The 23,762-nt window shown below is 66.7% G+C and carries 17 protein-coding genes; 13 read left to right on the forward strand and 4 right to left on the reverse strand.

What is annotated here, in order from left to right:
* Positions 1 to 48 precede the first annotated feature (48 nt).
* Together E5673_RS08630 and E5673_RS08640 are read left to right on the forward strand one after the other, a co-directional pair.
* The gene (locus tag E5673_RS08630) at positions 49 to 2,997 is read left to right on the forward strand and encodes a valine--tRNA ligase (RefSeq protein ID WP_136189680.1); all 2,949 of its coding nucleotides are present in this window, start codon (positions 49 to 51) and stop codon (positions 2,995 to 2,997) included.
* A gap of 575 nt (positions 2,998 to 3,572) precedes the next feature.
* Positions 3,573 to 4,985: an MATE family efflux transporter gene (locus E5673_RS08640; RefSeq protein ID WP_247599668.1), complete on the forward strand. Its 1,413-nt coding sequence runs from the start codon at positions 3,573 to 3,575 to the stop codon at positions 4,983 to 4,985.
* Between the two features lie 121 nt (positions 4,986 to 5,106).
* On the opposite strand, the gene E5673_RS08645 is transcribed toward E5673_RS08640, so the two are convergent.
* From E5673_RS08645 to E5673_RS08660, 4 genes are all read right to left on the reverse strand, one after another.
* Entirely contained in the window at positions 5,107 to 5,871 is a 765-nt protein-coding gene (locus E5673_RS08645) for an NYN domain-containing protein (protein ID WP_136189682.1), read from the reverse strand.
* A 10-nt stretch (positions 5,872 to 5,881) separates the two neighbouring features.
* The gene (locus E5673_RS08650; RefSeq protein ID WP_136189683.1) at positions 5,882 to 6,262 is read right to left on the reverse strand and encodes a DoxX family protein; all 381 of its coding nucleotides are present in this window, start codon (positions 6,260 to 6,262) and stop codon (positions 5,882 to 5,884) included.
* Positions 6,263 to 6,493: 231 nt separating this feature from the next.
* Complete coding sequence (gene greB, locus E5673_RS08655; RefSeq protein ID WP_136189684.1) at positions 6,494 to 6,970, reverse strand: transcription elongation factor GreB; 477 nt, start codon at positions 6,968 to 6,970, stop codon at positions 6,494 to 6,496.
* Positions 6,971 to 7,060: 90 nt separating this feature from the next.
* Positions 7,061 to 9,058 carry a lytic transglycosylase domain-containing protein gene (locus E5673_RS08660; protein WP_136189685.1) on the reverse strand — a complete coding sequence of 666 codons (1,998 nt, stop codon included), beginning with the start codon at positions 9,056 to 9,058 and terminating at the stop codon, positions 7,061 to 7,063.
* Positions 9,059 to 9,148: 90 nt separating this feature from the next.
* Between E5673_RS08660 and dapA the strand changes: the two genes are divergently transcribed.
* The 11 genes from dapA (at position 9,149) to E5673_RS08715 (ending at position 23,733) form a co-directional block, all read left to right on the forward strand.
* The gene (gene dapA, locus E5673_RS08665) at positions 9,149 to 10,033 is read left to right on the forward strand and encodes a 4-hydroxy-tetrahydrodipicolinate synthase (protein WP_136189686.1); all 885 of its coding nucleotides are present in this window, start codon (positions 9,149 to 9,151) and stop codon (positions 10,031 to 10,033) included.
* 170 nt (positions 10,034 to 10,203) lie between these two features.
* Entirely contained in the window at positions 10,204 to 10,686 is a 483-nt protein-coding gene (smpB, locus tag E5673_RS08670) for an SsrA-binding protein SmpB (protein ID WP_055879372.1), read from the forward strand.
* 94 nt (positions 10,687 to 10,780) lie between these two features.
* Entirely contained in the window at positions 10,781 to 11,275 is a 495-nt protein-coding gene (locus tag E5673_RS08675; RefSeq protein WP_136189687.1) for a DUF2062 domain-containing protein, read from the forward strand.
* 83 nt (positions 11,276 to 11,358) lie between these two features.
* Complete coding sequence (locus E5673_RS08680) at positions 11,359 to 13,425, forward strand: M13-type metalloendopeptidase (protein WP_136189688.1); 2,067 nt, start codon at positions 11,359 to 11,361, stop codon at positions 13,423 to 13,425.
* 120 nt (positions 13,426 to 13,545) lie between these two features.
* Positions 13,546 to 15,579: a M13 family metallopeptidase gene (locus tag E5673_RS08685; protein ID WP_136189689.1), complete on the forward strand. Its 2,034-nt coding sequence runs from the start codon at positions 13,546 to 13,548 to the stop codon at positions 15,577 to 15,579.
* 337 nt (positions 15,580 to 15,916) lie between these two features.
* Positions 15,917 to 18,292 carry a response regulator gene (locus E5673_RS08690; protein ID WP_136189690.1) on the forward strand — a complete coding sequence of 792 codons (2,376 nt, stop codon included), beginning with the start codon at positions 15,917 to 15,919 and terminating at the stop codon, positions 18,290 to 18,292.
* A gap of 49 nt (positions 18,293 to 18,341) precedes the next feature.
* Complete coding sequence (locus E5673_RS08695) at positions 18,342 to 18,692, forward strand: response regulator (protein WP_136189691.1); 351 nt, start codon at positions 18,342 to 18,344, stop codon at positions 18,690 to 18,692.
* A 248-nt stretch (positions 18,693 to 18,940) separates the two neighbouring features.
* Entirely contained in the window at positions 18,941 to 20,662 is a 1,722-nt protein-coding gene (ilvD, locus tag E5673_RS08700) for a dihydroxy-acid dehydratase (RefSeq protein ID WP_136189692.1), read from the forward strand.
* Positions 20,643 to 21,050 (forward strand): hypothetical protein, encoded by a 408-nt coding sequence (locus E5673_RS08705; protein WP_168711591.1) that lies wholly within the window; start codon positions 20,643 to 20,645, stop codon positions 21,048 to 21,050. The genes ilvD and E5673_RS08705 overlap by 20 nt, the downstream gene beginning before the upstream one ends.
* Positions 21,047 to 22,531 (forward strand): NAD(P)H-hydrate dehydratase, encoded by a 1,485-nt coding sequence (locus E5673_RS08710; RefSeq protein WP_136189693.1) that lies wholly within the window; start codon positions 21,047 to 21,049, stop codon positions 22,529 to 22,531. Before E5673_RS08705 ends, E5673_RS08710 begins: the two co-directional genes overlap by 4 nt.
* 8 nt (positions 22,532 to 22,539) lie before the next feature.
* The gene (locus E5673_RS08715; RefSeq protein WP_136189694.1) at positions 22,540 to 23,733 is read left to right on the forward strand and encodes a class I SAM-dependent RNA methyltransferase; all 1,194 of its coding nucleotides are present in this window, start codon (positions 22,540 to 22,542) and stop codon (positions 23,731 to 23,733) included.
* Positions 23,734 to 23,762 lie beyond the last annotated feature (29 nt).

A 23,762-nucleotide genomic window follows, 5' to 3' on the forward strand; every position in this document is an offset into this window, starting at 1 on the left:
CGGACGCGAGGCTGGTTTCCTCGCGTCGCGCTCGCTAAGGCTCGGCGCATGAGCGAGCTTCCCAAAACCTTCGACCCTGCCTCCATCGAATCGCGCTGGTATGCGCATTGGGAGGCGAGCGGCCAGTTCCGCCCCGACCGGCCGAACGCCGAGCCCTGGACGATCGTCAACCCGCCGCCCAACGTCACGGGCAGCCTGCACATCGGCCACGCGCTCGATAACACGCTGCAGGACATCCTGACGCGCCACGCGCGGCTGAAGGGCAAGGACGCGTTGTGGGTGGTCGGCACCGATCACGCGGGCATCGCGACGCAGATGGTGGTTGAGCGCCAGATGGGCGCGCTCAATCCCCCGCAGAAGCGCACGGACATGACGCGCGAAGAATTCGTCGCGAAGGTCTGGGCGTGGAAGGAAGAGAGCGGCGGCGAGATCACGCAGCAGCTCCGCCGGCTCGGCTGCTCGATGGACTGGGCGAACGAGCGCTTCACGATGGATGAGGGCTTCTCGAAGGCCGTCCTGAAAGTGTTCGTCGACCTCCACAAGGAGGGGCTGCTTTACCGCGACAAGCGTCTCGTGAACTGGGATCCGGGCCTCGGCACCGCGATCAGCGACCTCGAGGTCGAGACGCGCGAGATCAAGGGCAGCTTCTGGCATTTGCGCTATCCGCTCGAAGACGGATCGGGCTTCATCGAGGTCGCGACCACGCGGCCCGAGACGATGCTCGCCGACATGGCGGTGGCGGTGAACGCCTCCGACGAACGCTACATCGCGCTGATCGGCAAGCAGGTGAAGCTGCCGATCACCGGACGCCTGATCCCGATCATCGCCGACGACCATGCCGATCCGGAGCTGGGTTCGGGCGCGGTGAAGATCACGCCGGGCCACGACTTCAACGATTTCGAGGTCGGCAAGCGGGCAGGGATGGCCGCCGGATCGATGCTCAACATGCTCGATGCGAAGGCGCGGGTGGTGCAGGTTTCGGACGGGCTGATCCCGGCCGAGCTGCTCGGGCTGACGACCGCGGAGGCGCGGAAAGCCGTGGTCGCGCGGCTGAAGGACGAAGGCTTCCTGATCGCACATGTCGACAAGGACGGCGAAGAGCATGACGCCGAGCCGCGCACGATCCAGACGCCGTATGGCGACCGCTCGGGCGTGGTGATCGAGCCGTGGCTGACCGACCAATGGTATGTCGACGCAAAGACGCTCGCGCAGCCGGCGATCGAGGCGGTGCGCACCGGCGCGATCGATATCGTGCCCAAGACCTGGGAGAAGACGTTCTTCAACTGGATGGAGAACATCCAGCCTTGGTGTGTGTCACGGCAGCTGTGGTGGGGGCATCGTATTCCGGCGTGGTTCGGGCCGACGCTTGCAACCAACGACCCAGACAATTCCGACTTGACGGCGGCTATTTCGGATAGAGCGTTCGTCGCACTGGACGAAGAAGAACTGAAACAGCAGCTGGCGGAATACTATGGGCCAGATCGAGAATTCGTTTTTCTCGAGACGGAGGACGATTATCTCGATTGGGATACTGCACTTTCCAGCAACTTTGCCCTTGCCGAGCAAAACCGGGGGAAGGTGCCAATTTACCGCGACCCCGATGTGCTCGACACCTGGTTCTCGTCCGCCCTCTGGCCCTTCGCCACACTCGGTTGGCCCGAGGAGGGTGCCGTTCCCTCTCCCCTGCGGGGAGAGGGCCAGGGTAAGGGGCAGCCAAGCAGCGCAGCGCCCGGTACGACCCCTCACCCCGACCCTCTCCCCGCAGGGGAGAGGGAGCAGAAGCAGTTGGGCGGGCGCTACCCGAACGACGTGCTCATTTCCGGCTTCGACATCCTGTTCTTCTGGAACGCGCGGATGATGATGCAGGGGCTGCACTTCATGAAGGACGTGCCGTTCCGCACGCTCTACCTCCACGGCCTCGTCCGCGCGGCGGACGGCGCGAAGATGTCGAAGTCGAAGGGCAACGTCGTCAACCCGCTCGGGCTGATCGACACCTACGGCGCCGACGCGCTGCGCTTCTTCATGGCCGCGATGGAGAGCCAGGGCCGCGACATCAAGATGGATGAGAAGCGAGTCGAGGGCTATCGCAACTTCGCCACCAAGCTGTGGAACGCAGCCCGGTTCGCACAGGCCAACGGCATCGTCGCCAGCACGACGCTGGAGGCACCGCGCGCCGAACTGGCGGTCAACAAGTGGATCATCGCCGAGACGATCGCGACCGTCCAGACGGTCGACCTCGCGCTCGCCGACTACCGCTTCGACGGCGCCGCCAACGCGATCTACCAGTTCGCGTGGAGCCGGTTCTGCGACTGGTATCTGGAACTCATCAAGCCACAGATGGTCGGCGACGAGCGCGGCGTCATCGATGACGAATCGAAGGCGGTCGCAGGCTGGGTGCTCGACCAGATCCTGGTGCTGCTCCACCCGTTCATGCCGTTCATCACCGAGGAACTCTGGCACGCGATGGGCCCGCGCGATCACGACCTGATCGTCGCGAAATGGCCAATGGCGGACGCGCGCGCGCTCGATCCCGAGGCGAGCAAGGAAGTCGACTGGCTGATCCGCCTGGTTCAGGAAATCCGCACCGCACGGAATGAGTTGAACGTCCCGCCGGGCGCGCGCCTGCCGCTTCACGTCCGCGATGCGAACGCAGCGACCTTGGGGCGACTGGAGCGCCAGGCACCAGCGCTCGCGCGTCTCGCCCGCGTCACGCACGCCGACGGCGAAGCCACCGGCGGCGCGGCGCAGGTCGTGGTCGACGAAGCGACGTTCGTCCTGCCGCTCGAAGGCGTCATCGACCTCGACTCCGAACGCGCCCGCCTGACCAAGGCGATCGCAGCGGCAGAGAAGGAGCGCGACGCGCTGTCCGGTCGCCTAGGCAACGCCAGCTTCGTCGAACGCGCCAAGCCCGAAGCGGTGGAGAAGGCGAAGGCGGATCATGCCGACAAGGCTGCCGAAGCTGCGCGGTTGCAGGCGGCGCTCGGTCGCTTGGGCTGACCTGCTCCCCTCCCGCCTGCGGGAGGGGTTGGGGGAGGGGCGTGCCCCAAGAAGCCGGACGCCAGTACGTACGTCGCACCCTCCCCTGACCCCTCCCGCAAGCGGGAGGGGAATGCGTAGTGTAATTCGGTCTTACTCAAACCAAACACCCGTCACCCTAACGAAAGCTGGGGTATCCCAGTGCTTAACCACACCCGCCACCCGATAACCTGGACACCCCAGCTTTCGCTGGGGTGACGGTTTGAGGCGGGGTGGCTCTGCCGTGCAGAGTATCCGACCACCTTCTTGTTCTCCCGCGAAGGCGGGAGCCCAGACTGGGTCCCCGCCTTCGCGGGGAAACACGGCCCGCTGGCATCGCGCGCGGGACCTACCGGCTTGTTCCGGAGTTCACTCCGCGGCTAGGCACTCGACATGACAGGGCGCCTGCCCGTTCGCCGGTATATGCCGGACCGAGTTCGGCCTGACGGAGAGACTGTGTGAGCGACCTTCCATCCGACATCGAGACCGGCTCCATTCACCGCGACGCCTCTAGCCCGAATGCCGACCGCCCCCGAGGCAAACCCGGCCAGCGCGACCTGACCACCGGTCACATCGGCCGCACGCTGCTCGCCTTCGCGCTCCCAACGCTCGGCTCGAACATCCTCCAGTCGCTCAACGGCTCGATCAACGCGATCTGGGTCGGGCGCTATCTCGGCGAGGGCGCGCTCGCCGCGACCTCGAACGCGAACATCATCATGTTCCTTACCTTCGGCGCGGTGTTCGGGTTCGGCATGGCAGCGACTATTCTCGTCGGCCAGAGCTTCGGCCGCCACGACCTGGAGGGCGCACGCCGCGCGTTCGGGTCCGCGGTCGGCCTCGTCCTCGGTAACGCGATCGTGATCGCCGCGCTCGGCTGGGTGTTCGCGCCCGAGATCCTGCACCTGCTCGCCACCCCAGGCGACGCGATGCCGCTCGCGCTCGCGTATCTGCGCGTGATCTTCCTCGGGTTGCCCGCCTCGATGATGATGGTGCTGCTGATGATGGGGCTGCGCGGGACCGGCGATTCGATGACGCCGCTCTGGTTCATGCTGCTCAGCGCGATCCTCGACAGCGGGCTCAACCCGCTGCTGATCGCCGGCATCGGGCCGTTCCCGCAGATGGGGATCGCCGGTTCGGCGATGGCGACGTTGGTCGCCAGCCACGTCTCGCTGCTCGGGCTGGTCGTCTATATCTACAGGCGCGACCTGCCGCTGCGGCTTCGCGGCAACGAACTTCGCTACCTCATTCCTGAGCGCGCGCTGACCGGCACGATCGTCAGGAAGGGCCTGCCGATGGGCGCGCAGATGCTCGTCATGTCGACCGCCGGCCTCGCGATGGTCGGGCTGGTCAACCGGCTCGGTGTCGATACCGCGGCGGCCTATGCCGTGTCGCAGCAGCTGTGGACGTATATCCAGATGCCCGCGCTCGCGATCGGCGCGGCGGTCAGTTCGATGGCGGCGCAGAATATCGGTGCGGGGCGCTGGGACCGGGTTGGCGACATCACGAAGTACGGCCTGCTCTTCAACATCGCGCTGACCGGAGCGATGGTCGGCGTGGTCATCCTTTTCGATCGTCCGTTCATGACGCTGTTCATCGGCGGCGCGAGCCCCGCGCTGCCGATCGCGCGGCATATCCAGTTGATCGCGAGTTGGAACTTCATCCTGTTTGGCGCGACGATGGTGCTGTTCTCGACCGTCCGCGCGAACGGCGCGGTGATCGCGCCGCTGATCGCGCTGATCGTCGCGCTGTATCCAGTGCGGATCGGCTTCGCCCTGCTCGCAAAACCGTGGCTCGGCGCGGACGCGTTGTGGTGGAGCTTTCCGCTGGGGTCGCTCGCGACGCTGGCGATCGCGGCGTGGTATTATCGCTATGGGAACTGGCGCAAGGGCGCGCTGGTGTTGCCCGACGACAGCGAGGAACAAGCGCACGGCATGAGCGAGCCAGGCGGGCGGTTGCAGCCGACGGGGTGAGTCCAACCGCGCTCCCCTCCCTGAAAGGGAGGGGCTGGGGGTGGGTAGGTCGGCTCGTGTCCCCACGTTCGGATGTGCGGAAGCCGACCCACCCCCGACCCCTCCCTTCCAGGGGGGAAGCCTACCGCAGCCGTTTCACGAACGAACGTCCACCTTCCCGGCGCTCATGCTGGAAGTTCGGGATCGTCTCGATCAGGTCCGATAGCCGGTTGAACCCGTAATTGCGCGCATCGAAGCTCGACCGGTTCCCCGCGAGCTGGCCGAGTTCGGCGACGCTGGCATACCCCTTCTCGTCGCGCTTCACCGCATTGTACGCATCGATCAGCAGCTTGATCACCTGCTCGTCGATCGGCTGCGCGGTCTTTGGCCGAGCGACCGGCGCTGGCGTAGCGGGCTTCTCGCCAGCCACCGGAGCAGGCACTGGCGCGGGCATAGCCTGCGACGTCTCGTTCAGCGCGCCGACGTCGATGAACCGCGTGCAGGCCTGGCGGAATCCCTCGGGCGTGCGGCTGGTGCCGAAGCCATACACCGGTATTCCGTCCTGGCGGATGCGCGTCGCGAGCGGCATGAAATCGCTGTCCGACGACATGATCCCGAAGCCGTCGATGCGCCCGCGGAACAGCAGGTCCATCGCGTCGATCGTCATCTTCATGTCGGTCGCGTTCTTGCCCTTGGTCAGGTCGAACTGCTGCTGCGGCTCGATGCCGTGCTTGATCGACATGTCGCTCCACGCCTTCAGCGCGGGCTTCGACCAGTTGCCATAGACCCGCCGGACGTTGACCGTGCCGAGTTCGGCAAGGACGGTCAGCACCGGGTCGAGGGTCGCCGCGGACGCATTGTCCGCGTCGATCAGAAGGGCAATGTTGCGCGTTGTGGTATCGATCATGCGCGCAAGGTTAGCCCCGCGCGCGCGCCGCGTCCACGCTCCACGCGCCGCCACCGGCCGCAGCGAGGTACAGGAAGACGAAGCAGTAGAGCACCGCCGCCTCGCCGCCATTGGCGATCGGGAAGGGGCCCTTCGGCATGTGCGCCATGAAATACGCGACCGCGGACATGCCCGACAGCACGAACGCGACCGGCCGTGTGAACAGGCCGATGATCAACAGCCCGCCGCCGACGACTTCGAGCGCGCCGGCGACCGTCAGCAACGGATTCATCGGCATCGGGAAGGGGGGCAGGCCGAAGAATTTTGAGATGCCGTGGCTGAAGAACACCAGCGCGACGACGATGCGCATGACGCTGAGCAGGCGGCTGGACCAGGTGGCGGGTATCGGCATGGGGTATCCTCGGAGTCGTTGCGTGGGCGAAACGTCACACGGAGGCGGGCCGAGGTCAATTCGCGTAGATCGAAACGCATCGTTGACGGGCAACTCACGATCCTCCCCCGCTAGGGGGAGGTGGCACCGCAGGTGACGGAGGGGGAGGTAGGCGCAACGACCGTTGCCCTTTCCTCCCCCTCCGTCTGGCAAAGGCCAGCCACCTCCCCCTTGCGGGGGAGGATCAGGAGGTCAGGGATACTCGATCGCCATCACCTCATATTCGCGCTCGCCAGCGGGCAAATCCACCCGGCGCACGTCGCCGATCGCAGCGCCGCGCAAGGCGCGTGCGAATGGCGAGTTCCAGCCGATCCGCCCGTTGCTCGCGTCGGTCTCGTCGTCGCCAACCAAGCTCAGGACCCGCTCGACGTCATCCTCGTCGGCGACCGTCACGCACGCGCCGAACCAGACGCGCGTGCGGTCTTCCTGCGCCGCCGGGTCAACGACCTTGGCCGCCTTCATCCGCTTCGACAGCCAGCCGAGCCGGCGGTCGATCTCGCGCAGGCGCTTGCGGCCGTAGATATAGTCGCCGTTCTCGGACCGGTCGCCGTTACCCGCCGCCCACGAGATGACTTCGACCAAGGCAGGGCGCTCGGTCGACAGGAGTTGCTCGTATTCGGTGCGAAGTACGGCGTAGCCGGAGGGGGTTATGTAGTTGGGGCGATCCATGCGCTTGCCTACCATGTTCTCCCGCGAAGGCGGGAGCCCAGTCTGGGCTCCCGCCTTCGCGGGAGAACAATCTTATGCGGTAGCGAGACCTCAACCCGGCCGGTTCTTCCCCAGATACCACGACAACCGCGCTGCTCCCCGGCTCTTCGCCCGCGCGGGGTTCATCAGGTCGTACACCACCGCATTTTCCAGTACGCGCTGCACATAGTTGCGCGTCTCCTGGTACGGGATCGCCTCGACCCAATCGACCATGTCCACGGCCCCGGTCCGCGGATCGCCGTTCGCGCGGAGCCATTTGTTCACGTTGCCGCCGCCCGCATTATACGCCGCCACCGCCAGCGGATAACTGCCGTAATTGGCGTAGACCCGCTGGAAATAGCTCGACCCCAGCATGATCGACATGTTCGGATCGGTCGTCAGCGCCGCCTGGTTGTACGCCAGCCCGATCTTCCCCGACTGCTCACGCGCGGTCGCCGGCATCAGCTGCATCAGCCCGCGCGCACCCGCATGCGACACCGCGGCGCGATCGAACTGGCTCTCCTGCCGCGAGATCGCGTGGATGATCGTCCAGTTGTCCTCATACCCCGCCGGCACCGCCACCATCGGAAAGCCGACCGCGGAATAATCGCTCAGGCCGTTCGCCAGCGCACTCCGCCCGATCATCACGCCAAGATCCGGCCGGTTGATGCTCTTCGACAGTTCGGCGGCGAGCAAGTGATCGGTGTCGGTCGTCGCATCCGCTGCGATCTGGCGGACGAACGCGGTCTGGTCCTGCCAGTCGCCAATCTGCCCGAGGAACTTGACCGCGCGCACCGTCTCGCGCCGATCGAACGCCGCGCGCGTCGCCGGATCGATCGCCACCGAAGCAACCGACGGCGGCGCGACCAGCGCACGCCCGGTGCGCTCGTTCGCCAGCTGCCCGTAATATTGATCGCGGTACCCCGCCGCCTGGCCGTAGAACGCCGCCGCCTGAGGTGCCAACCCGGCCGCCTCCGCCGCACGCCCCGCCCAATAATACCCCTTCGACCGGACCTGAGGCGAGCGCGATCCCTTCGCGTACCGGTCGAACAGCGTCATCGCATCCGCCGGTCGCCCGAGCTGCTTCATCGCCACGCGTCCGCCGAGCCAGGCGAGATTGGTATATTCGTCGCGCTCGGCATAGGATTTCGCCGCGATGTCCGCGCCATACGGATACGCATCGTCGATCTGCCGCGCGATGTCGTAGGCGACCTGGTACTGGCCGTCGTTCGCCGCACCGTTCGCGTTGGTGACGAGCACCTCATACCACTCGGCGGCATTCCCCGGCCGCGTCACCAATGACCGGGGCCGCGCCAGCCACGCCCGCGCCGACGGGCTCGCCCCCGAATTACGCAACCACTGCGCCCGGTCCGCGACATACCCCGCGTCGTTCGCATAGAGGGTCTGCGTCGAAGCCGAGATATCCGACGCGTTCGGCGCATTCGTCCGGAACGCGAGCCGCGCCTCGAAGATCGGTCGCCGCGCCGCGCTCGTCCACACTAGTTGCTGCTGCGCCGCGCCGGTCTGGCCAGCCCACAACAGCGCATCCATCCGCGCATCCTGATCGTCCGGCGTCAGCGCACCCGGAAAGCCCGACACGACCATCGCCTCGTCGGTCGGCGTCAGGCCGGCGCTCCGCCACGCCGTCCGCACCGCCGCATAGGCCTGATCGCGCGCGCCCGTCGCCTGCAAGGCCCGCGCATAGGCAACGCCGCCCGACGCGGACTGCGGCGGATAGCGACGGAAAAACGCGACGACGCTGGTCGGCGATCCGGTCGCCGCCTTGCGCTCCGCGGCACGCCGGTTCGCCGTTTCGTTAGGCCAGCCCGGATGCGCCATCAGGAAGCCCGCATAGCTGTCGAACGGCAGTGCGTCGGTCTGCTGCAACGCCCGCCACTGCGCGATGGTCGAGGCAATCGCGCCATCCGTTGCCATCGGCTGAGCATTGGGCCCCATATTGGCCAACTGCGTGCTGTAGCGATCCAGCGTCTGCTGCCCACCTCCCGACGCGGCGACCGTCCCCGCCACGACTGCAAGGAGAAGGCTCGTTTTAAACATCGATGCTACCATGTGGACAGCATACGCCCCGAACCCGTATCTGTCCTGAACGAAATCCGGATTTTGCAAGACATCCGGCGCAACAGGACCGCAGGCCACCGCATGTTTTCAGGATCTATTCCGGCGCTCGTCACGCCGTTCGCCGCCGACGGCAGCTTCGACGAACCCGCCTATCGCGACTTCATCGAGTGGCAGATCGTCGAGGGCTCGTCGGGGCTGGTCGCGTGCGGGACGACTGGCGAGGCGGCGACCCTGTCGTACGACGAGCATTTCCACGTCGTCCGCGTGTGCGTCGACCAGGCGAAGGGCCGCGTCCCCGTCATCGCCGGCGCGGGCTCGAACGACACGCGTGTCGCCTCGGCCAATTTGCGCGCTGCGAAAGAGGCCGGTGCAGATGCCGCGCTGATGGTCCCGCCCTATTACAACCGGCCAGGGCAGGAGGGCATCTTCCGCCATTTCGAAGCGCTCGCGCAGGCGACTCCGCTGCCGATCATCCTCTACAACGTGCCCGCGCGGACGGTGACGGATATCCAGCCAGCGACCTTAGCGCGGATCGTCGCGGCGTCCCCGGACGTGTTCGTCGGCGTTAAGGATGCCAGCGGCGTCCTCGCCCGCGTCTCTCAGCATCGTGCGTCGTGCGGACCGGATTTCTGCCAGCTGTCGGGCAATGACGACCTCGCGCTGGCGTTCAACGTGATGGGCGGCACCGGGTGCATTTCGGTAAGCGCGAACGTCGCGCCGAAGCTGTGCGCGGAGTTCCAGGCGGCGTGCCAGGCCAGCGATTTCGTCAAGGCGCTGGCGTATCAGGATCGGCTCTATCCGTTGCACGAAGCGCTGTTCACCGACGCCTCGCCGGGTCCGGTGAAGTACGCGATGACGAAGGTGCGGGCTGGCTTCCCGGAGACGCTCCGCCTGCCGATGACCCCCGCCGGTGAGGCCTCGCGCGCTGCGGTCGATGCCGCCTTGGCGCACGCCGGTCTGGCCTGAACCCTACTCCGTCATCCTGACGAAAGTCAGGACCCAGAGCCAAGCAGGGCACCGTTCCGTATCCTGGGTCCTGACTTTCGTCAGGATGACGGCGCGCAGGGGAATAAACGGAAGCGCAAACACCACCACCGCTTCCCCTAAGCCCTCCGACCCCCTACATCGTGCGTCCCATGGCACGTCCCAAACCCCCGACCTTCGAGAAGACCAAGATCGTCGCCGAGAACCGGCGCGCGCGGTATGATTATTACATCGAGCAGGTGTTCGAGGCGGGCATCGCGCTCACCGGCACCGAGGTGAAGGCGCTGCGTGGCGGCGAAGGGTCGATCGCCGAGGCCTATGCCGAGGTGAAGGGCAAGAACGTCGTCCTGGTGAATTCGAACATCCCCGAATTCAGCCACGGCAACCGCTTCAACCACGAGCCCAAGCGCCCGCGCAAATTGCTGCTCCACGAGCGCGAGATCAACAAGATGTTCGGTGCGGTCGCGCGCCAGGGCATGACCCTCGTGCCGCTGATGATCTACTTCAATTCGAAGGGCCGCGCGAAGATCGAACTGGCGCTCGCCAAGGGCAAGCAGAACCACGACAAGCGCGACTCGGTGAAGGAACAGGACTGGAAGCGCGAGCAGGGCCGGATCATGCGGGATCGCGGATAACCGACGTGGCGCCGGTGTCGATGATCCTATCGTCTTGAGCATATTCGGGCGTCTCGCGGCGTGGTCGCATCGTAATCTGCCGACCCGCGAATCGATGGAGAAAAATCGTCTCCTTCGCCCGGTCGCGCACCGCGTGCTCGCGCCCGAACTGTGGCGTTTCACGCGCCGCTCGGTGCCGCGCGGCGTCGCGCTGGGCATGGTCGCGGGCATCCTGATCCCGGTCGCTCAGACGCCCGTCGCCGCGATCTTCGCGCTCCCGTTCCGCGCCAACGTGCCGACGGCGGCGCTGACCACCTTCATCACCAACCCGCTGACGACGCCTCCGCTCTGGATCGCGGCCTACTGGATTGGCTCGTCGATGCTGCGGCTCGACGATCATGTCCCCGGCCAGCCCGTCGCGGATGCCGCGGCGCGCACCGAGTGGATCCCGTGGCTGATGCAGGCTGGCCCCGCCACCGCGCTCGGTCTGCTGGTCATCACGGTCGTCTGTTCGGTTGGTGGCTATGCGCTCAGTGCGCTCGGCTGGCGGCTGTGGATCGCGCGCAAGTGGCGGCACCGCCACGACAATCGTGCCAGCAATGTTTCGTAACATTTGACACCGGTTGGAATTGACGGACCGTCCTATCGGCGTAGAACACACCGCATCCTGAAGATCTTTCTCCGAGGTTCTTGATGCGTAAGTCGATTGTTACCGTGATCCTGCTCGCGTCCGCCGCATCGGCCTTCGCCCAAACGAACACCCCGTCGCCGACCCTCGCCAAGGCTGCCAAAGGCCCTATCGCCGCCAAGGACGCCAACAAGCCGCAGATCGGCGATTTCGGCTTCGACATGGCCGGCCGCGATACCAGCGTGACGCCGGGTACTGACTTCTTCGATTACGCGAACGGCGGCTGGGTGAAGACGACGCCGATCCCCGCAGATCGCTCGTCCTACGGCATGTTCCACGTCCTTCAGGACCTGTCGCTCGAACGCACTCGCACGATCCTCGACGTCTCCGCGAAGACGCCCGGCGACAAGGTCGGCGATTTCTATTCCAGCTTCATGGACGAGGCCGCGGTCAACGCCAAGGGCGCAACGCCGGTCAACCCGATGCTCGCCGCGCTGAAGGCGACCAAGGACAAGACCGCGCTCGTCACCGAGATCGCCAAGCTCCAGCGCCAGGGCGTCGGCGGTCTCGTCGGCGTCGGCGTGCAGCAGGACGACAAGGATCCGACCACCTATGTCGTCAGCCTCGGCCAGAGCGGCATCGGCCTCCCCGACCGCGATTACTACCTCAAGGACGACGCCAAGCTCGCCACCATCCGCACCGCGTACCAGGCGTATCTGACGCGGATGCTCACGCTCGCCGGCGAGCCCAACGCCGCCACCCGCGCCGCCGCCGTCTTCAACATGGAGAAGGGCCTCGCGACCGCGCATTGGACGCGGATCGAGAGCCGCGACGCCGACAAGACCTACAACAAGTGGACCGCCGCCGACTTCGCCGCGAAAGCGCCGGGCTTCCCCTGGGCGCAGTACATGACCGCGATGGGCGTCACCGGTCGTCCGTTCTACCTCGTCGCGCAGCCGAGCGCGGTGACCGGCGAGGCGAAGGTCTTCGCTGACACGCCCATCAACGTCCTGCAGGACTATGCGATGCTCAAGGTGCTGCGCTCGTACGCGCCGTATCTGTCGAGCGATTTCGACAAGACCAACTTCGCGTTCTATGGCACCACCCTGTCGGGCACGCCCGAGCAGCAGGTCCGCTGGAAGCGCGGCGTCTCGACCGTGTCGGGCGCGATGGGCGAGGCGATCGGCCAGCAGTACGTCGCCAAGTATTTCCCGCCCGCGTCGAAGGCGGCGGCGGACGATCTCGTCAAGAACGTCATCGCCGCGATGGGCGAGCGCCTCCGGAACCTCGAATGGATGGCGCCCGAGACCAAGACCAAGGCGCTCGCCAAGCTCGCTGCCTTCACGCCCAAGATTGGCTATCCCGACAAGTGGCGCGATTATTCCGCACTCCAGATCCAGCGCGGCGATCTCGTCGGTAACGTCGCGCGCGCCAACGCGTTCGAATATGATCGCGACCTGAAGAAGCTCGGCCAGCCGATCGATCGGGCTGAGTGGTTCATGACGCCGATGACGATCAACGCCTATGCCAACCCGACGATGAACGAGGTCGTCTTCCCGGCCGCGATCCTCCAGCCGCCGTTCTTCGATCCGAAGGCGGACCCGGCGGTCAATTACGGCGGCATCGGCGCGGTGATCGGTCACGAGATCAGCCATCACTTCGACGACCAGGGCCGCAAATACGACCTCAACGGCAAGCTCACCGACTGGTGGACGCCACAGGACGTGGCGCGCTTCAAGGTGTTCACCGACGCGCTCGTAAAGCAGTACGACGCGTACGAACCGCTCCCCGGCCAGCACATCCAGGGCGGCCTGACACTCGGCGAGAACATCGCCGACTTGGCGGGCCTGACGGTCGCCTACGACGCGTATCACAAGTCGCTCGGCGGCAAGCCCGCGCCTATCATCGACGGCACCACCGGCGACCAGCGCTTCTATTATGGCTGGGCGGGGGTCTGGCGCACCAAGTTCCGCGACGCCGCGCTCCAGCAGACGCTGCTGTCCGACCCACACTCGCCGGGCCACCAGCGCGTCCTGACAGTCCGCAACCTCGACCCCTGGTATGCCGCATTCGGCGCCAAGCCGGGCGAGAAGAGCTACCTCGCCCCCGCCAACCGCGTCCGCATCTGGTAACTGACCCCGTTCCATAGAGCCCCGTCATCCTGGGCTCGACCCAGGATCCAGAGCCACGCACGTCACGCGGTTGGCTCTGGATCCTGACTTTCGTCAGGATGACGAAGTTTGGAGAGAAACATGAAGTCGTTCATCGTCGCCGGCCTGCTCGCCGCAACCGCCATCACCGGCGTCACCGCCGCCATCTCGCAAACCTCTGAACCCGCAGCCCCGACCGGCGCGCAATACGGAACGTTCGGCTTCGACGAGAAGGGCATGGACAAGTCCGTCCAGCCCGGCGACGACTTCTACACCTTCGCCAACGGCAGCTGGTCCAAGAACACCCCGATCCCCGCCGACAAGTCGAACTACGGCTCGTTCAATCTCCTGTCCGACCTGTCCGAGACGCGCACCCGCGGCATCCTCGACACCGCCGCGAAGGACCCCAACTCGAAGATTGGCCGCGCCTATGCGACGTTCCTCGACACCGGCACGATCGAAGGCAAGGGCCTCGCCCCAATCAAGCCTTGGCTGGGCAAGATCGCAGCGCTGAACGACCGCGCTGGCTATCCCGCCCTCCTCGCCGAAGCAGACCGCGCCGGCATCGGCGGCCCGTTCGGCGGTGGCGTCGGCCAGGACGACAAGCAGCCTGAGCAATACGCGCTCTCGCTCGGCCAGTCCGGCCTCGGCCTCCCCGACCGCGATTACTACCTTAGCACCGACGCCAAGCTGGTCGAGGCGCGCAACGCCTACCGCGCGCACATCGTCAAGATGCTCACCCTCGCCGGCGAACCCAATGCCGAGGCGCGCGCCACCGCGTTGCTCGCGTTCGAGACCGAGATCGCCAAGGTCAGCTGGACCCGCGTCGACAGCCGCGACGCCACCAAGACCTACAACAAGATGACCGTCGCCGATCTCGCCAAGCGCGCACCCGGCTTCGATTTCGCCGCGTATTTCAAGGGCATCGGCACGCCCGTCCCGACCGTCATCGTCGCGCAGCCCTCCGCGATCACCGGTATCGCCAAGCTCGTCTCGACCGCGCCGATCGGCGTGCTGAAAGACCAGCTGATCCTCCGCTCGCTCGACGGCTATGCCGACGTCCTCCCCAAGGCGTTCGACGCCGAGCAGTTCGCGTTCTACGGCACCGTCCTCGGCGGCACGCCCGAGCAGGAGGCCCGCTGGAAGCGCGGCGTCCAGTTCACCTCCGGCGCGCTCGATGACGAGGTCAGCAAGCTCTACGTCGCGCAGTATTTCCCGCCCGAGACCAAGGCCGCGGCCGATAAGCTCGTTAAGAACGTGCTCGCCGCGATGGGCCGCCGGATCGACAAGCTCGAATGGATGGCGCCCGAGACCAAGGTCAAGGCGCACGCCAAGCTTGCCGCCTTCACGCCGAAGATCGGCTATCCAAGCCAGTGGAAGGATTTCTCCGGCCTGACGATCACCTCGGGCGATGCGTTCGGCAACGAATGGCGCGCGAACGAATGGCAGCACCAGGATAATATCTCCAAGCTCGGCAAGCCCTTGCAGCGTTGGGAATGGGGCATGACGCCGATGACGGTGAACGCCTATGCCAATTTCGGCATGGTCGAGATCGTCTTCCCCGCCGCGATCCTGCAGCCGCCGTTCTTCGATCCGAAGGCCGACGACGCGGTCAATTACGGCGGCATCGGCGCGGTGATCGGCCACGAACTGAGCCATCATTTTGACGACCAGGGCTCGAAATACGATGCGAAGGGCCAGCTCACCGACTGGTGGACGGCCAAGGACATCGCCGGCTTCAAGGCGCTCACCGGCAAGCTCGGCGCGCAGTATGACGCGTACGAACCGCTGCCCGGCATGCACGTGAAGGGCCAGCTGACGATGGGCGAGAACATCGCCGATCTCGCCGGCCTCACTGTCGCGTACGACGCGTACCACACGGCATTGGGAGGCAAGACCGCGCCCGTCCTCGACGGGTTCACCGGCGACCAGCGCTTCTACCTCGGCTGGGCGCAGGTGTGGCGTCGCAACTACCGGGAAGCCAACCTTCGTAACCGCTTGCTGACCGATCCTCACTCGCCGTCGCAGCAGCGCGCGTGGGTCGTCCGCAACCTCGACCCCTGGTACGCGGCGTACAAGCCGACCGCCGGGCAGAAGCTGTACCTGACACCGGAGCAGCGCGTTCGGATCTGGTAAGGGACGGATCGCACACTTCTGGTTCCCCCGCGGAGGCGGGGGCCTAGGAATCACAAACACCAACACCCGTAACCCTGGGCCCCCGCCTCCGCGGGGGAACGGTAGGGGCGATGTGATTGTGACCGAGCTATCATAGCCGCCACCCCGGCGAAGGCCGGGGCCCAACTGGGGGACGGTTTTGACGACGGACGGCGCTTCGTTATTACCACCTTTCCAATTGGGCCCCGGCCTTCGCCGGGGTGGTGCCGTTTCTAGAAGCGGCGGGATCAGAGTTAGCGCCACCCCCATCACACGCATCGCTTGACGCCCAACCCCGCTTGAGCGGATGACGTCGCCAATGGCATCGCTCGCTCTACCCACCCCCGCCCGCAACGCGGCGCTCGTCGCCATAGCCTCGGGCGCCGCCGCCGCCACGATCGTGCTGTTGCTCGTCGGCAGCTGGATCGCCGCCGCCGGGTTCTTCGCCGCCGCTGTCATCGTCATCGGCGCGCTGATCGCCTGGCGCCTGCTCAACCCCGTCGCCAAAGACGCGCCGCGCCCGGTCGACTGGGACCTCACCCGCACCGTCGCCGAAGCCGGCACCGACGCACTCGCGATCACCGACCGCGCCGGGCGCCTCGTTTGCGCCAACGACGCCTACGAAGCGCTGTTCGAAGGCTTCCCGACGCCCCCCGGCCTGCCGCTCGACGAAGCCGGCAACGCAGCACTCGCCGACGCCGGCCGCTCCGCCTGGCGCGACGGCACCGCACAGGTCGAGCGGCTGAACGCCCGCAACGTCTGCCTGTCCGCGCAGATCGCGCGCGCCGGCGACGATGCCGACATGCTCGTCTGGCGCTTTGTCACCGCGCAGGAACACGACCTTGCCGAGACGCTCGCCGCGCTGCTGACGGGTCCGACCGGAGACCGGCTCGGCGGCAGCGGCATCATGGCCGCGTTGCTCTCCCCCGACGGCCGCATCCGCACCGCCAACCGTGTCCTCCGGGCGCGGGCGTGCGGCGACGAATACGATACGATCGAAGGCCGCGATTTCGCGCGTTTCCTCATCACCGACAGCCGCGGCCTCGTCCGCTTCGAACGCGAAGGCCTCGAAGGCACGCCGCTCCGCGTCCTCCAGATCCCGTTCCTCGACGGCGACGACGCGCCCGTGCTGGTCGCGCTGCTCGACGAGGAGGAGAACGCCCCCGCACTAGGCGCCAGCGCCTCCGCACACGTCCGCAGCCTCGTCAGCATGATGCCGTTCGGCATGGCGCTGGTCGACCGCGACGGGCGCTTCCTGCAGATGAACGACTCGTTCCTGCGCGCCGCCGGCGTCAATGCAGTCGCCCCTCCGCTCTATCCGGGCGACCTCGTCGTCCGCGAGGACAAGGCCGCGGTCGCCGACGCGATCCGCAAGTTCGCGAACGGCGCGACGCATTCCGCGGACATGGCCGTCCGCCTCAAGGATCACCCCGACGAGCCGGTCGCGCTCACCATCGCCGGCGCACGCGGGCTCGGCGACGCCGCCGTGCTGCTCAGCCTCAAGGACAATAGCGAGGAGAGCCGCCTCAAGCGTGAAGTGGCGCAGGCCACCAAGATGCAGGCGGTCGGCCAGCTCGCGGGCGGCGTCGCGCATGATTTCAACAACATTCTCACCGCGATCATCGGCCACTGCGACCTGATGCTGATGCGCCATTCGCCCGGCGACAGCGATTACGACGACATCCAGCAGGTCCGCACCAACTCGAACCGCGCCGCCAGCCTGACCCGCCAACTGCTCGCCTTCTCGCGCCAGCAGACGCTCCGCCCACAGATCCTCCAACTCCCCGACGTCGTGTCGGAGGTGTCCAACCTGCTCAAGCGGCTGATGGGCGAGAACGTCCGCCTCGACATGACGCACGGCCGCAATCTCGGCCCGGTCCGGGCCGATCCCGGCCAGCTGGAGCAGGTCGTCGTCAACCTCGCGGTCAACGCGCGCGACGCGATCGTCTCGGCGAACGCGCGCGGCGGCGGCGTGCTGACGATAACGACGCGCGCCGTCCCCGCGTCCGAAGTGCGCGAGATGGCGTCCGACATCCTGCCCGTCGCCGACTATACCGCGCTGATCGTCCAGGACACCGGCACCGGCATTCCGCCCGACGTACTGCCCAAGATCTTCGAGCCGTTTTTCACCACCAAGGAATTCGGCAAGGGCACCGGGCTCGGCCTCTCGACCGTCTATGGCATCGTCAAGCAGTCGGGCGGCTACATCTTCGCCGACAGCAAGCCGGGGCAGGGCGCGACCTTCTCGATGTACCTGCCGGTTCATTCGGCGCCCGCCGCGACTCGCCCCGTGGTCATCAAGCCCACACCGAAGCCAGTCGACCTGTGGGGCACGGGCACGATCTTGCTGGTCGAGGACGAGGACATGGTCCGCGCCGTCGCCGAGCGCGCGCTCACGCGGCAGGGATACACAGTGCTGACCGCGGAAAACGGCGAGATCGCGCTGGAAGTGCTGGAGAAACACGGCCGCCCCGACCTGCTCATAAGCGACGTCGTCATGCCGCAGATGGATGGCCCGACGATGGTGCGCCACGCGCGCGAGAAATTCCCCGACCTGCCGATCCTCTTCATGTCGGGCTACGCCGAGGAGCAGTTGCGCAAGTCGATCGATCTGGACAACGTCGCGTTCCTGCCCAAGCCGTTCTCGGTGCACGAATTAGCCGAAGCGGCACGAGACGTGCTTGCCGCACGCTGACTCGAACAAGATGTTGGCAAGTCGTAACAATCCCGACTATGCGAGAAATATGACCGCTACCCAACAGATTCTCATCGTCGAGGACGAACCGTTGATCGCCATGATGCTGGAGGATTTCCTCGAGGTATTGGACAAGGGAGTCGCAGGCTCGGTCGACACCGTCGCCGATGCCTTGAAGCGGATCGAAGAAGGTGGCGTAGATGGCGCGATCCTCGACGTGAACCTGCGTGGCGGCGAGAAGAGCACCGCGGTCGCCGAGGCGCTGGCGGCAAAGGGCGTCCCGTTCGTCTTCGCCACCGGCGGCGGCGATGATGGCGTCGCTCCCGAATTCCGCGACCGCCCCCGGTTGCAGAAGCCCTTCACGATGGACGGCGTCGCGAAGGCCCTCGAAGGCCTCTAACGCCCCTTCCCATTAGGGATGGGATGAGAGTTTGGTCGACCTCGCCCTTCCGTCATCCTGACGAAAGTCAGGACCCAGAGCCAAGCACCCCATCGTTCGTGGTATTGGATTCTGGTGTGAAAATTGCCGACCGTTGCCGATCTGAATCCCCGCCTGCGCGGGGATGACGCAGAAGGGAGCAAGCCGCACGCAAAAATCGACGCAACTCTCTTGCGCAAATACCCTCTCCCGCGACATAGGCGTTCGCCATGACCCGCACATTCGATAAATCGCGCCTGCCGAGCCGCCACGTCTCCGTTGGCCCCGAGCGCGCCCCGCACCGCAGCTATTACTACGCGATGGGCCTCGATGAGGAGCAGATCGCGCGCCCGTTCGTCGCGCTCGCGTCCGCCGGCAACAACTCCGCGCCCTGCAACACCACGCTCGACGCGCAGGCCGACGCTGCGCAGGCCGGCGTCATCCAGGGCGGCGGCATGCCGCGCCGGTTCAACACGATCACCGTCACGGACGGCATCGCGATGGGCCATCAGGGCATGAAGGCCTCGCTGGTCAGCCGCGAAGTCATCGCCGACTCGGTCGAACTCTCGGTCCGCGGCCATTGCTACGACGCGCTGGTTGGGTTCGCGGGCTGCGACAAGTCGCTGCCGGGGATGATGATGGCGATGCTCCGCCTCAACATCCCGTCGGTGTTCGTCTATGGCGGCTCGATCCTGCCGGGCCGCTATCAGGACCGCGACGTCACCGTCGTCGACGTGTTCGAGATCGTCGGCAAATACGCTGCTGGCGCGTGCCCGCTGTCGGAGGTCCACGCGATCGAGAAGGTCGCGTGCCCCGGCCATGGCGCGTGCGGTGGCCAGTACACCGCGAACACGATGGCCTGCGTCGCGGAAGCGATCGGTTTGTCGATCCCGAACAGCAACATGGTGCCCGCACCTTACACCACGCGCGAACAGATCGCCGTGGCGGCCGGCGCGCAGGTCATGGACTGTCTCGCCGATAATATCCGCCCGCGCGACATCTGCACGCGCGAGGCGTTCATCAACGCCGCCCGCGTCGTCGCCGCGACCGGCGGCTCGACCAACGCCGCGCTGCATCTCCCCGCGATGGCGTCCGAAGCCGGTATCGAATTCGACCTGTTCGACGTCGCCGAGATCTTCAAGACAACGCCGTACATCGCGGACCTCAAACCCGGTGGTAAGTACGTCGCCAAGGACATGTACGAGGCCGGCGGCGTCTACATGCTGATGAAGACGATGCTCGCCGGTGGTTTCTTGAACGGCGATTGCCTGACGGTGACCGGCAAGTCGCTGGGCGAGAACATCGACCAGGTGACGTGGAACCCCGACCAGAAGGTCATCTACGACATCAAGACCCCGCTGACCCCCACCGGCGGCGTCGTCGGCCTGCGCGGCAGTCTCGCGCCCGACGGCGCGATCGTTAAGGTCGCCGGCATGCACCGCCTCCAGTTCTCGGGCCCGGCGCGCGTGTTCGATTGCGAGGAGGACACCTTCGCCGCCGTCGAAAAGCGCGAGATCAATGAGGGCGAAGTCATCGTCATCCGCTACGAAGGCCCCAAGGGCGGCCCCGGCATGCGCGAGATGCTGTCGACCACCGCCGCGCTCTACGGCCTCGGCATGGGCGAGAGCGTCGCGCTGATCACCGACGGGCGGTTCTCGGGCGGCACACGCGGCTTCTGCATCGGCCATGTCGGCCCCGAAGCGGCGGACGGCGGTCCGATCGCGCTGGTCGAGAATGGCGACGTCATCCACATCGACGCCGAAGCCGGCACGATCGACCTCGACGTGCCCGAGGACGTGATGGCCGCGCGCCGTGCCGCGTGGGTGCCGCGCACCAACGATTACGGCTCGGGCGCACTCTGGCGCTATGCGAAGACCGTCGGCCCCGCGTACAAGGGTGCCGTCACGCACCCTGGAGCCGCAGCCGAAACCCATGTCTACGCGGATATCTAAGCAAATACTGGCGGTTGCCACGCTTCTCTCGCTCCCGCTCTCAGCGTGCGGGCGGGGGCAGCCGAGCAGCGAACAGGTCGCGGCAAAGCAGCGCACCGAAACTGCTGGGGACAGCCGTATCGCCTGCGCGCAAGGTGACGCCGCGTTCGCGTCGACCTGCACGATCGAGCAGGCGCAGGGCAAGGATGGCCTGATCCTGACGATCCGCCATCCCGACGGCGCCTTCCGCCGGTTGCTGGTAACGCAAGACGGTCGTGGTGTGATCGCGGCGGACGGTGCTGAGGTCGCGAAGGTCACGATCTTGGGCGGGGACGGCATCGAGGTTGCGCTGGGCGGCAACCGCTATCGCCTCCCGGCCACCGTCAAGGGTACGACCAAGCCCTCATGATCGGTATCGAAGGCCAGCCGGTCCTCACTGCCGCCGAAATGCGCGCAGCGGAAAACGCCGTAATCGCCACTGGCATCTCGGTAGAAACGCTGATGGAGCGCGCCGGCACCGCGATCGCTGAGGTAGTCCGCCGGCTCGCGGGTACGAACGACGTCCTGATCCTCTGCGGCCCCGGCAACAATGGTGGCGACGGCTACGTCGCGGCCCGCGTGCTGGCGGAAATGGGCGTGGCGGTCCGCGTCGCGGCGCTGTCGGAACCCAAGACGGATGCGGCCAAGTCGGCGAGGGCAGGGTGGCTAAGCTCGGTCGAAACGCTGACGGGGGCAAAGCCCGCTCCAATTCTCGTAGACGCGCTGTTCGGCACGGGCCTCACGCGCCCGCTCGACGCCGGTACGCCACCTGACCCCGATGGTTCCCCCGCGGTCGCGGGGGCCCAGCTAAATCCCAAGGGCTCACCTAACGGCCTATCCTGGGCCCCCGCGTCCGCGGGGGAACGGTCTGTGGTCGAGTGTCTTCATTCCCTCGCGAAGGCTGCTCAACTCAGCATCGCCATCGACCTGCCCAGTGGCCTCGCCACAGACTCCGGGGAGGCGCTCAGCAGGCCGCCCGTCTTCGACCTCACCCTTGCGCTCGGCGCGGTAAAACCAGCGCACCTCCTCCAACCCGCCGCGCGCTATTGCGGCGAGCTTCGCCTGCTCGACATCGGCGTCCCTACGCTCAGCCAAGCCGAAGTCCTTAAAACCCCAATCCTCCCGACCCCGGGCCCAGACTCCCACAAATATACCCGAGGCATGGTCGCGATCGTCGCCGGCACCATGTCCGGCGCGTCGGACCTCGCAGCCCTTGCAGCGATGCGTGCTGGCGCCGGCTACGTAACGCTGCTCGGCGACAGCCAAGGCCCGCCGCACGCCCTCGTCCGCACGCCGTTCTCCGACCACGCGCTCGCGAACGACCGGATCGGCGCACTCGTGATCGGCGCCGGCCTCGGCCGCGACGACACCGCCAAAATCCGTCTCGAAGCCGCGCTGAACGCAGGCCACCCGTTGATCATTGACGGCGACGCGCTCCGCCTGGTCGACCCCAATCGCATCAAGGCGCTGACGGTTCCCATCATCCTCACCCCCCACGCCGGCGAGTTCGACGCGCTCTTCGGCAAATCCGATGCCGACAAGATCACCCGAGCCCGCGACGCCGCCACCCGCGCCAATGCCATCGTCGTTTTCAAAGGCGCCGACACCGTCATCGCCGCTCCCGACGGCCGCGTCCGCATCGCGCAGGGGGCCAGCGACTGGCTGTCCACCGCCGGCACCGGCGACGTCCTCGCCGGCGCGATCGGCGCGATGCTCGCCGCCAAGCTCGATCTCCTCGACGCAGCCTGCGCCGGAGTGTGGCTCCACGGTGACGCTGCCCGCCGATTGGGCGCGGCTTTCATCGCCGACGACTTGGCGGAAGCACTAAGGTCGGCCAGAGCGTCGCTATGACTTCTGAAATGACCTCCGACACAACCAACACCATCGTCCGCGTCGCGGCGCGCGGCGACGGCATGACCGCCGACGGACGCCACGCCGCCTTCTCGGCACCCGGCGACACGCTCGCCGCCGACGGCACAGTGATCCCCGGCCCGCACCACCAGACTCCCCCCTGCGTCCATTTCCCGACCTGCGGCGGCTGCCAGCTCCAGCATCTCGACGACCAGGCCTATGCCGAGTTCGTCACCGACCGCATCGCCTCCGCGCTCGACGGCCAGGACCTGTCCGCGCCGATCCGCACCCCGCACATCTCCCCCGAACGCAGCCGCCGCCGCGCGACGCTCCACGCCGAGGCCAAGGGCGGCAAGATCACGCTCGGCTTCACCGCCGAGAAAGCGCACACGATCGTCGACATCAAGGAATGCTGGATCCTCGATCCGCGCCTGTTCGCGCTCGTCCAGCCGCTCCGCCAGCTGCTTAAGCGCCTCAATTTCCGCCGCCGCGCCGACATCCACCTGACGCTCGCCGACCAGGGCGCGGACATCCTGATCACCGGCTTCGCCCCCGAAGGCCTGCCCGCCGCCGAAGCGCTGACCAAATTCTGCGAGGACCATAAGATCGCCCGCGTAGCGTTCGACGACGGCCTCGGACCCGAGACGCGGTGGGAGCCCGACGCGGTCACGATCACGCTCGGCGGCGTCCCCGTGCCGCTCCCGCCCGCCTCGTTCCTGCAAGCGACCCCGGATGGCGAAGCCGCGCTCACCGCCGCCGTGCTCGAAGCGATCGGCAAGCCCGGCACGGTCGCCGACCTGTTCGCCGGCCTCGGCACCTTCACGCTAGCGATCCCCGCCAAGGTCTACGCGGCCGAAGGCGCGCGCGACGCGCTCGGTTCGCTGAAGGCCGCCGCGCACCGCACGCAACGTCCGGTCTACCCGGAGCACCGCGATCTCTATCGCCGGCCGCTGACGGTGGCCGAACTCGATCGCTTCGATGCGGTGGTGATCGATCCGCCACGTTCCGGCGCGCGCGAACAGGCGACTGCGCTGGCGGAATGCAAGACGCCGGTGATCGCCTATGTGTCCTGCAATCCGGCGAGCTTCGCGCGCGATGCGAAGGAGTTGTGCGACGCGGGTTGGCGGATCGACTGGATCAAGCCGGTCGGCCAGTTCCGATGGTCGACGCATGTCGAACTCGCCGCGAAGTTCGTCCGATAGTTTCAGAAGATTGTTCCCCCGCGAAGGCG

Source organism: Sphingomonas sp. PAMC26645, from assembly GCF_004795835.1.
GTDB lineage: Bacteria > Pseudomonadota > Alphaproteobacteria > Sphingomonadales > Sphingomonadaceae > Sphingomonas.

Coding starts and splice junctions, on each gene's coding strand:
- E5673_RS08630 (WP_136189680.1), top strand. CDS start 49: ATGAGCGAGCTTCCCAAAACCTTCGACCCTGCCTCCATCGAATCGCGC.
- E5673_RS08645 (WP_136189682.1), bottom strand. CDS start 5,871: ATGATCGATACCACAACGCGCAACATTGCCCTTCTGATCGACGCGGAC.
- E5673_RS08650 (WP_136189683.1), bottom strand. CDS start 6,262: ATGCCGATACCCGCCACCTGGTCCAGCCGCCTGCTCAGCGTCATGCGC.
- greB (WP_136189684.1), bottom strand. CDS start 6,970: ATGGATCGCCCCAACTACATAACCCCCTCCGGCTACGCCGTACTTCGC.
- E5673_RS08660 (WP_136189685.1), bottom strand. CDS start 9,058: ATGGTAGCATCGATGTTTAAAACGAGCCTTCTCCTTGCAGTCGTGGCG.
- dapA (WP_136189686.1), top strand. CDS start 9,149: ATGTTTTCAGGATCTATTCCGGCGCTCGTCACGCCGTTCGCCGCCGAC.
- smpB (WP_055879372.1), top strand. CDS start 10,204: ATGGCACGTCCCAAACCCCCGACCTTCGAGAAGACCAAGATCGTCGCC.
- E5673_RS08675 (WP_136189687.1), top strand. CDS start 10,781: ATGGAGAAAAATCGTCTCCTTCGCCCGGTCGCGCACCGCGTGCTCGCG.
- E5673_RS08680 (WP_136189688.1), top strand. CDS start 11,359: ATGCGTAAGTCGATTGTTACCGTGATCCTGCTCGCGTCCGCCGCATCG.
- E5673_RS08685 (WP_136189689.1), top strand. CDS start 13,546: ATGAAGTCGTTCATCGTCGCCGGCCTGCTCGCCGCAACCGCCATCACC.
- E5673_RS08690 (WP_136189690.1), top strand. CDS start 15,917: ATGGCATCGCTCGCTCTACCCACCCCCGCCCGCAACGCGGCGCTCGTC.
- E5673_RS08695 (WP_136189691.1), top strand. CDS start 18,342: ATGACCGCTACCCAACAGATTCTCATCGTCGAGGACGAACCGTTGATC.
- ilvD (WP_136189692.1), top strand. CDS start 18,941: ATGACCCGCACATTCGATAAATCGCGCCTGCCGAGCCGCCACGTCTCC.
- E5673_RS08705 (WP_168711591.1), top strand. CDS start 20,643: ATGTCTACGCGGATATCTAAGCAAATACTGGCGGTTGCCACGCTTCTC.
- E5673_RS08710 (WP_136189693.1), top strand. CDS start 21,047: ATGATCGGTATCGAAGGCCAGCCGGTCCTCACTGCCGCCGAAATGCGC.
- E5673_RS08715 (WP_136189694.1), top strand. CDS start 22,540: ATGACCTCCGACACAACCAACACCATCGTCCGCGTCGCGGCGCGCGGC.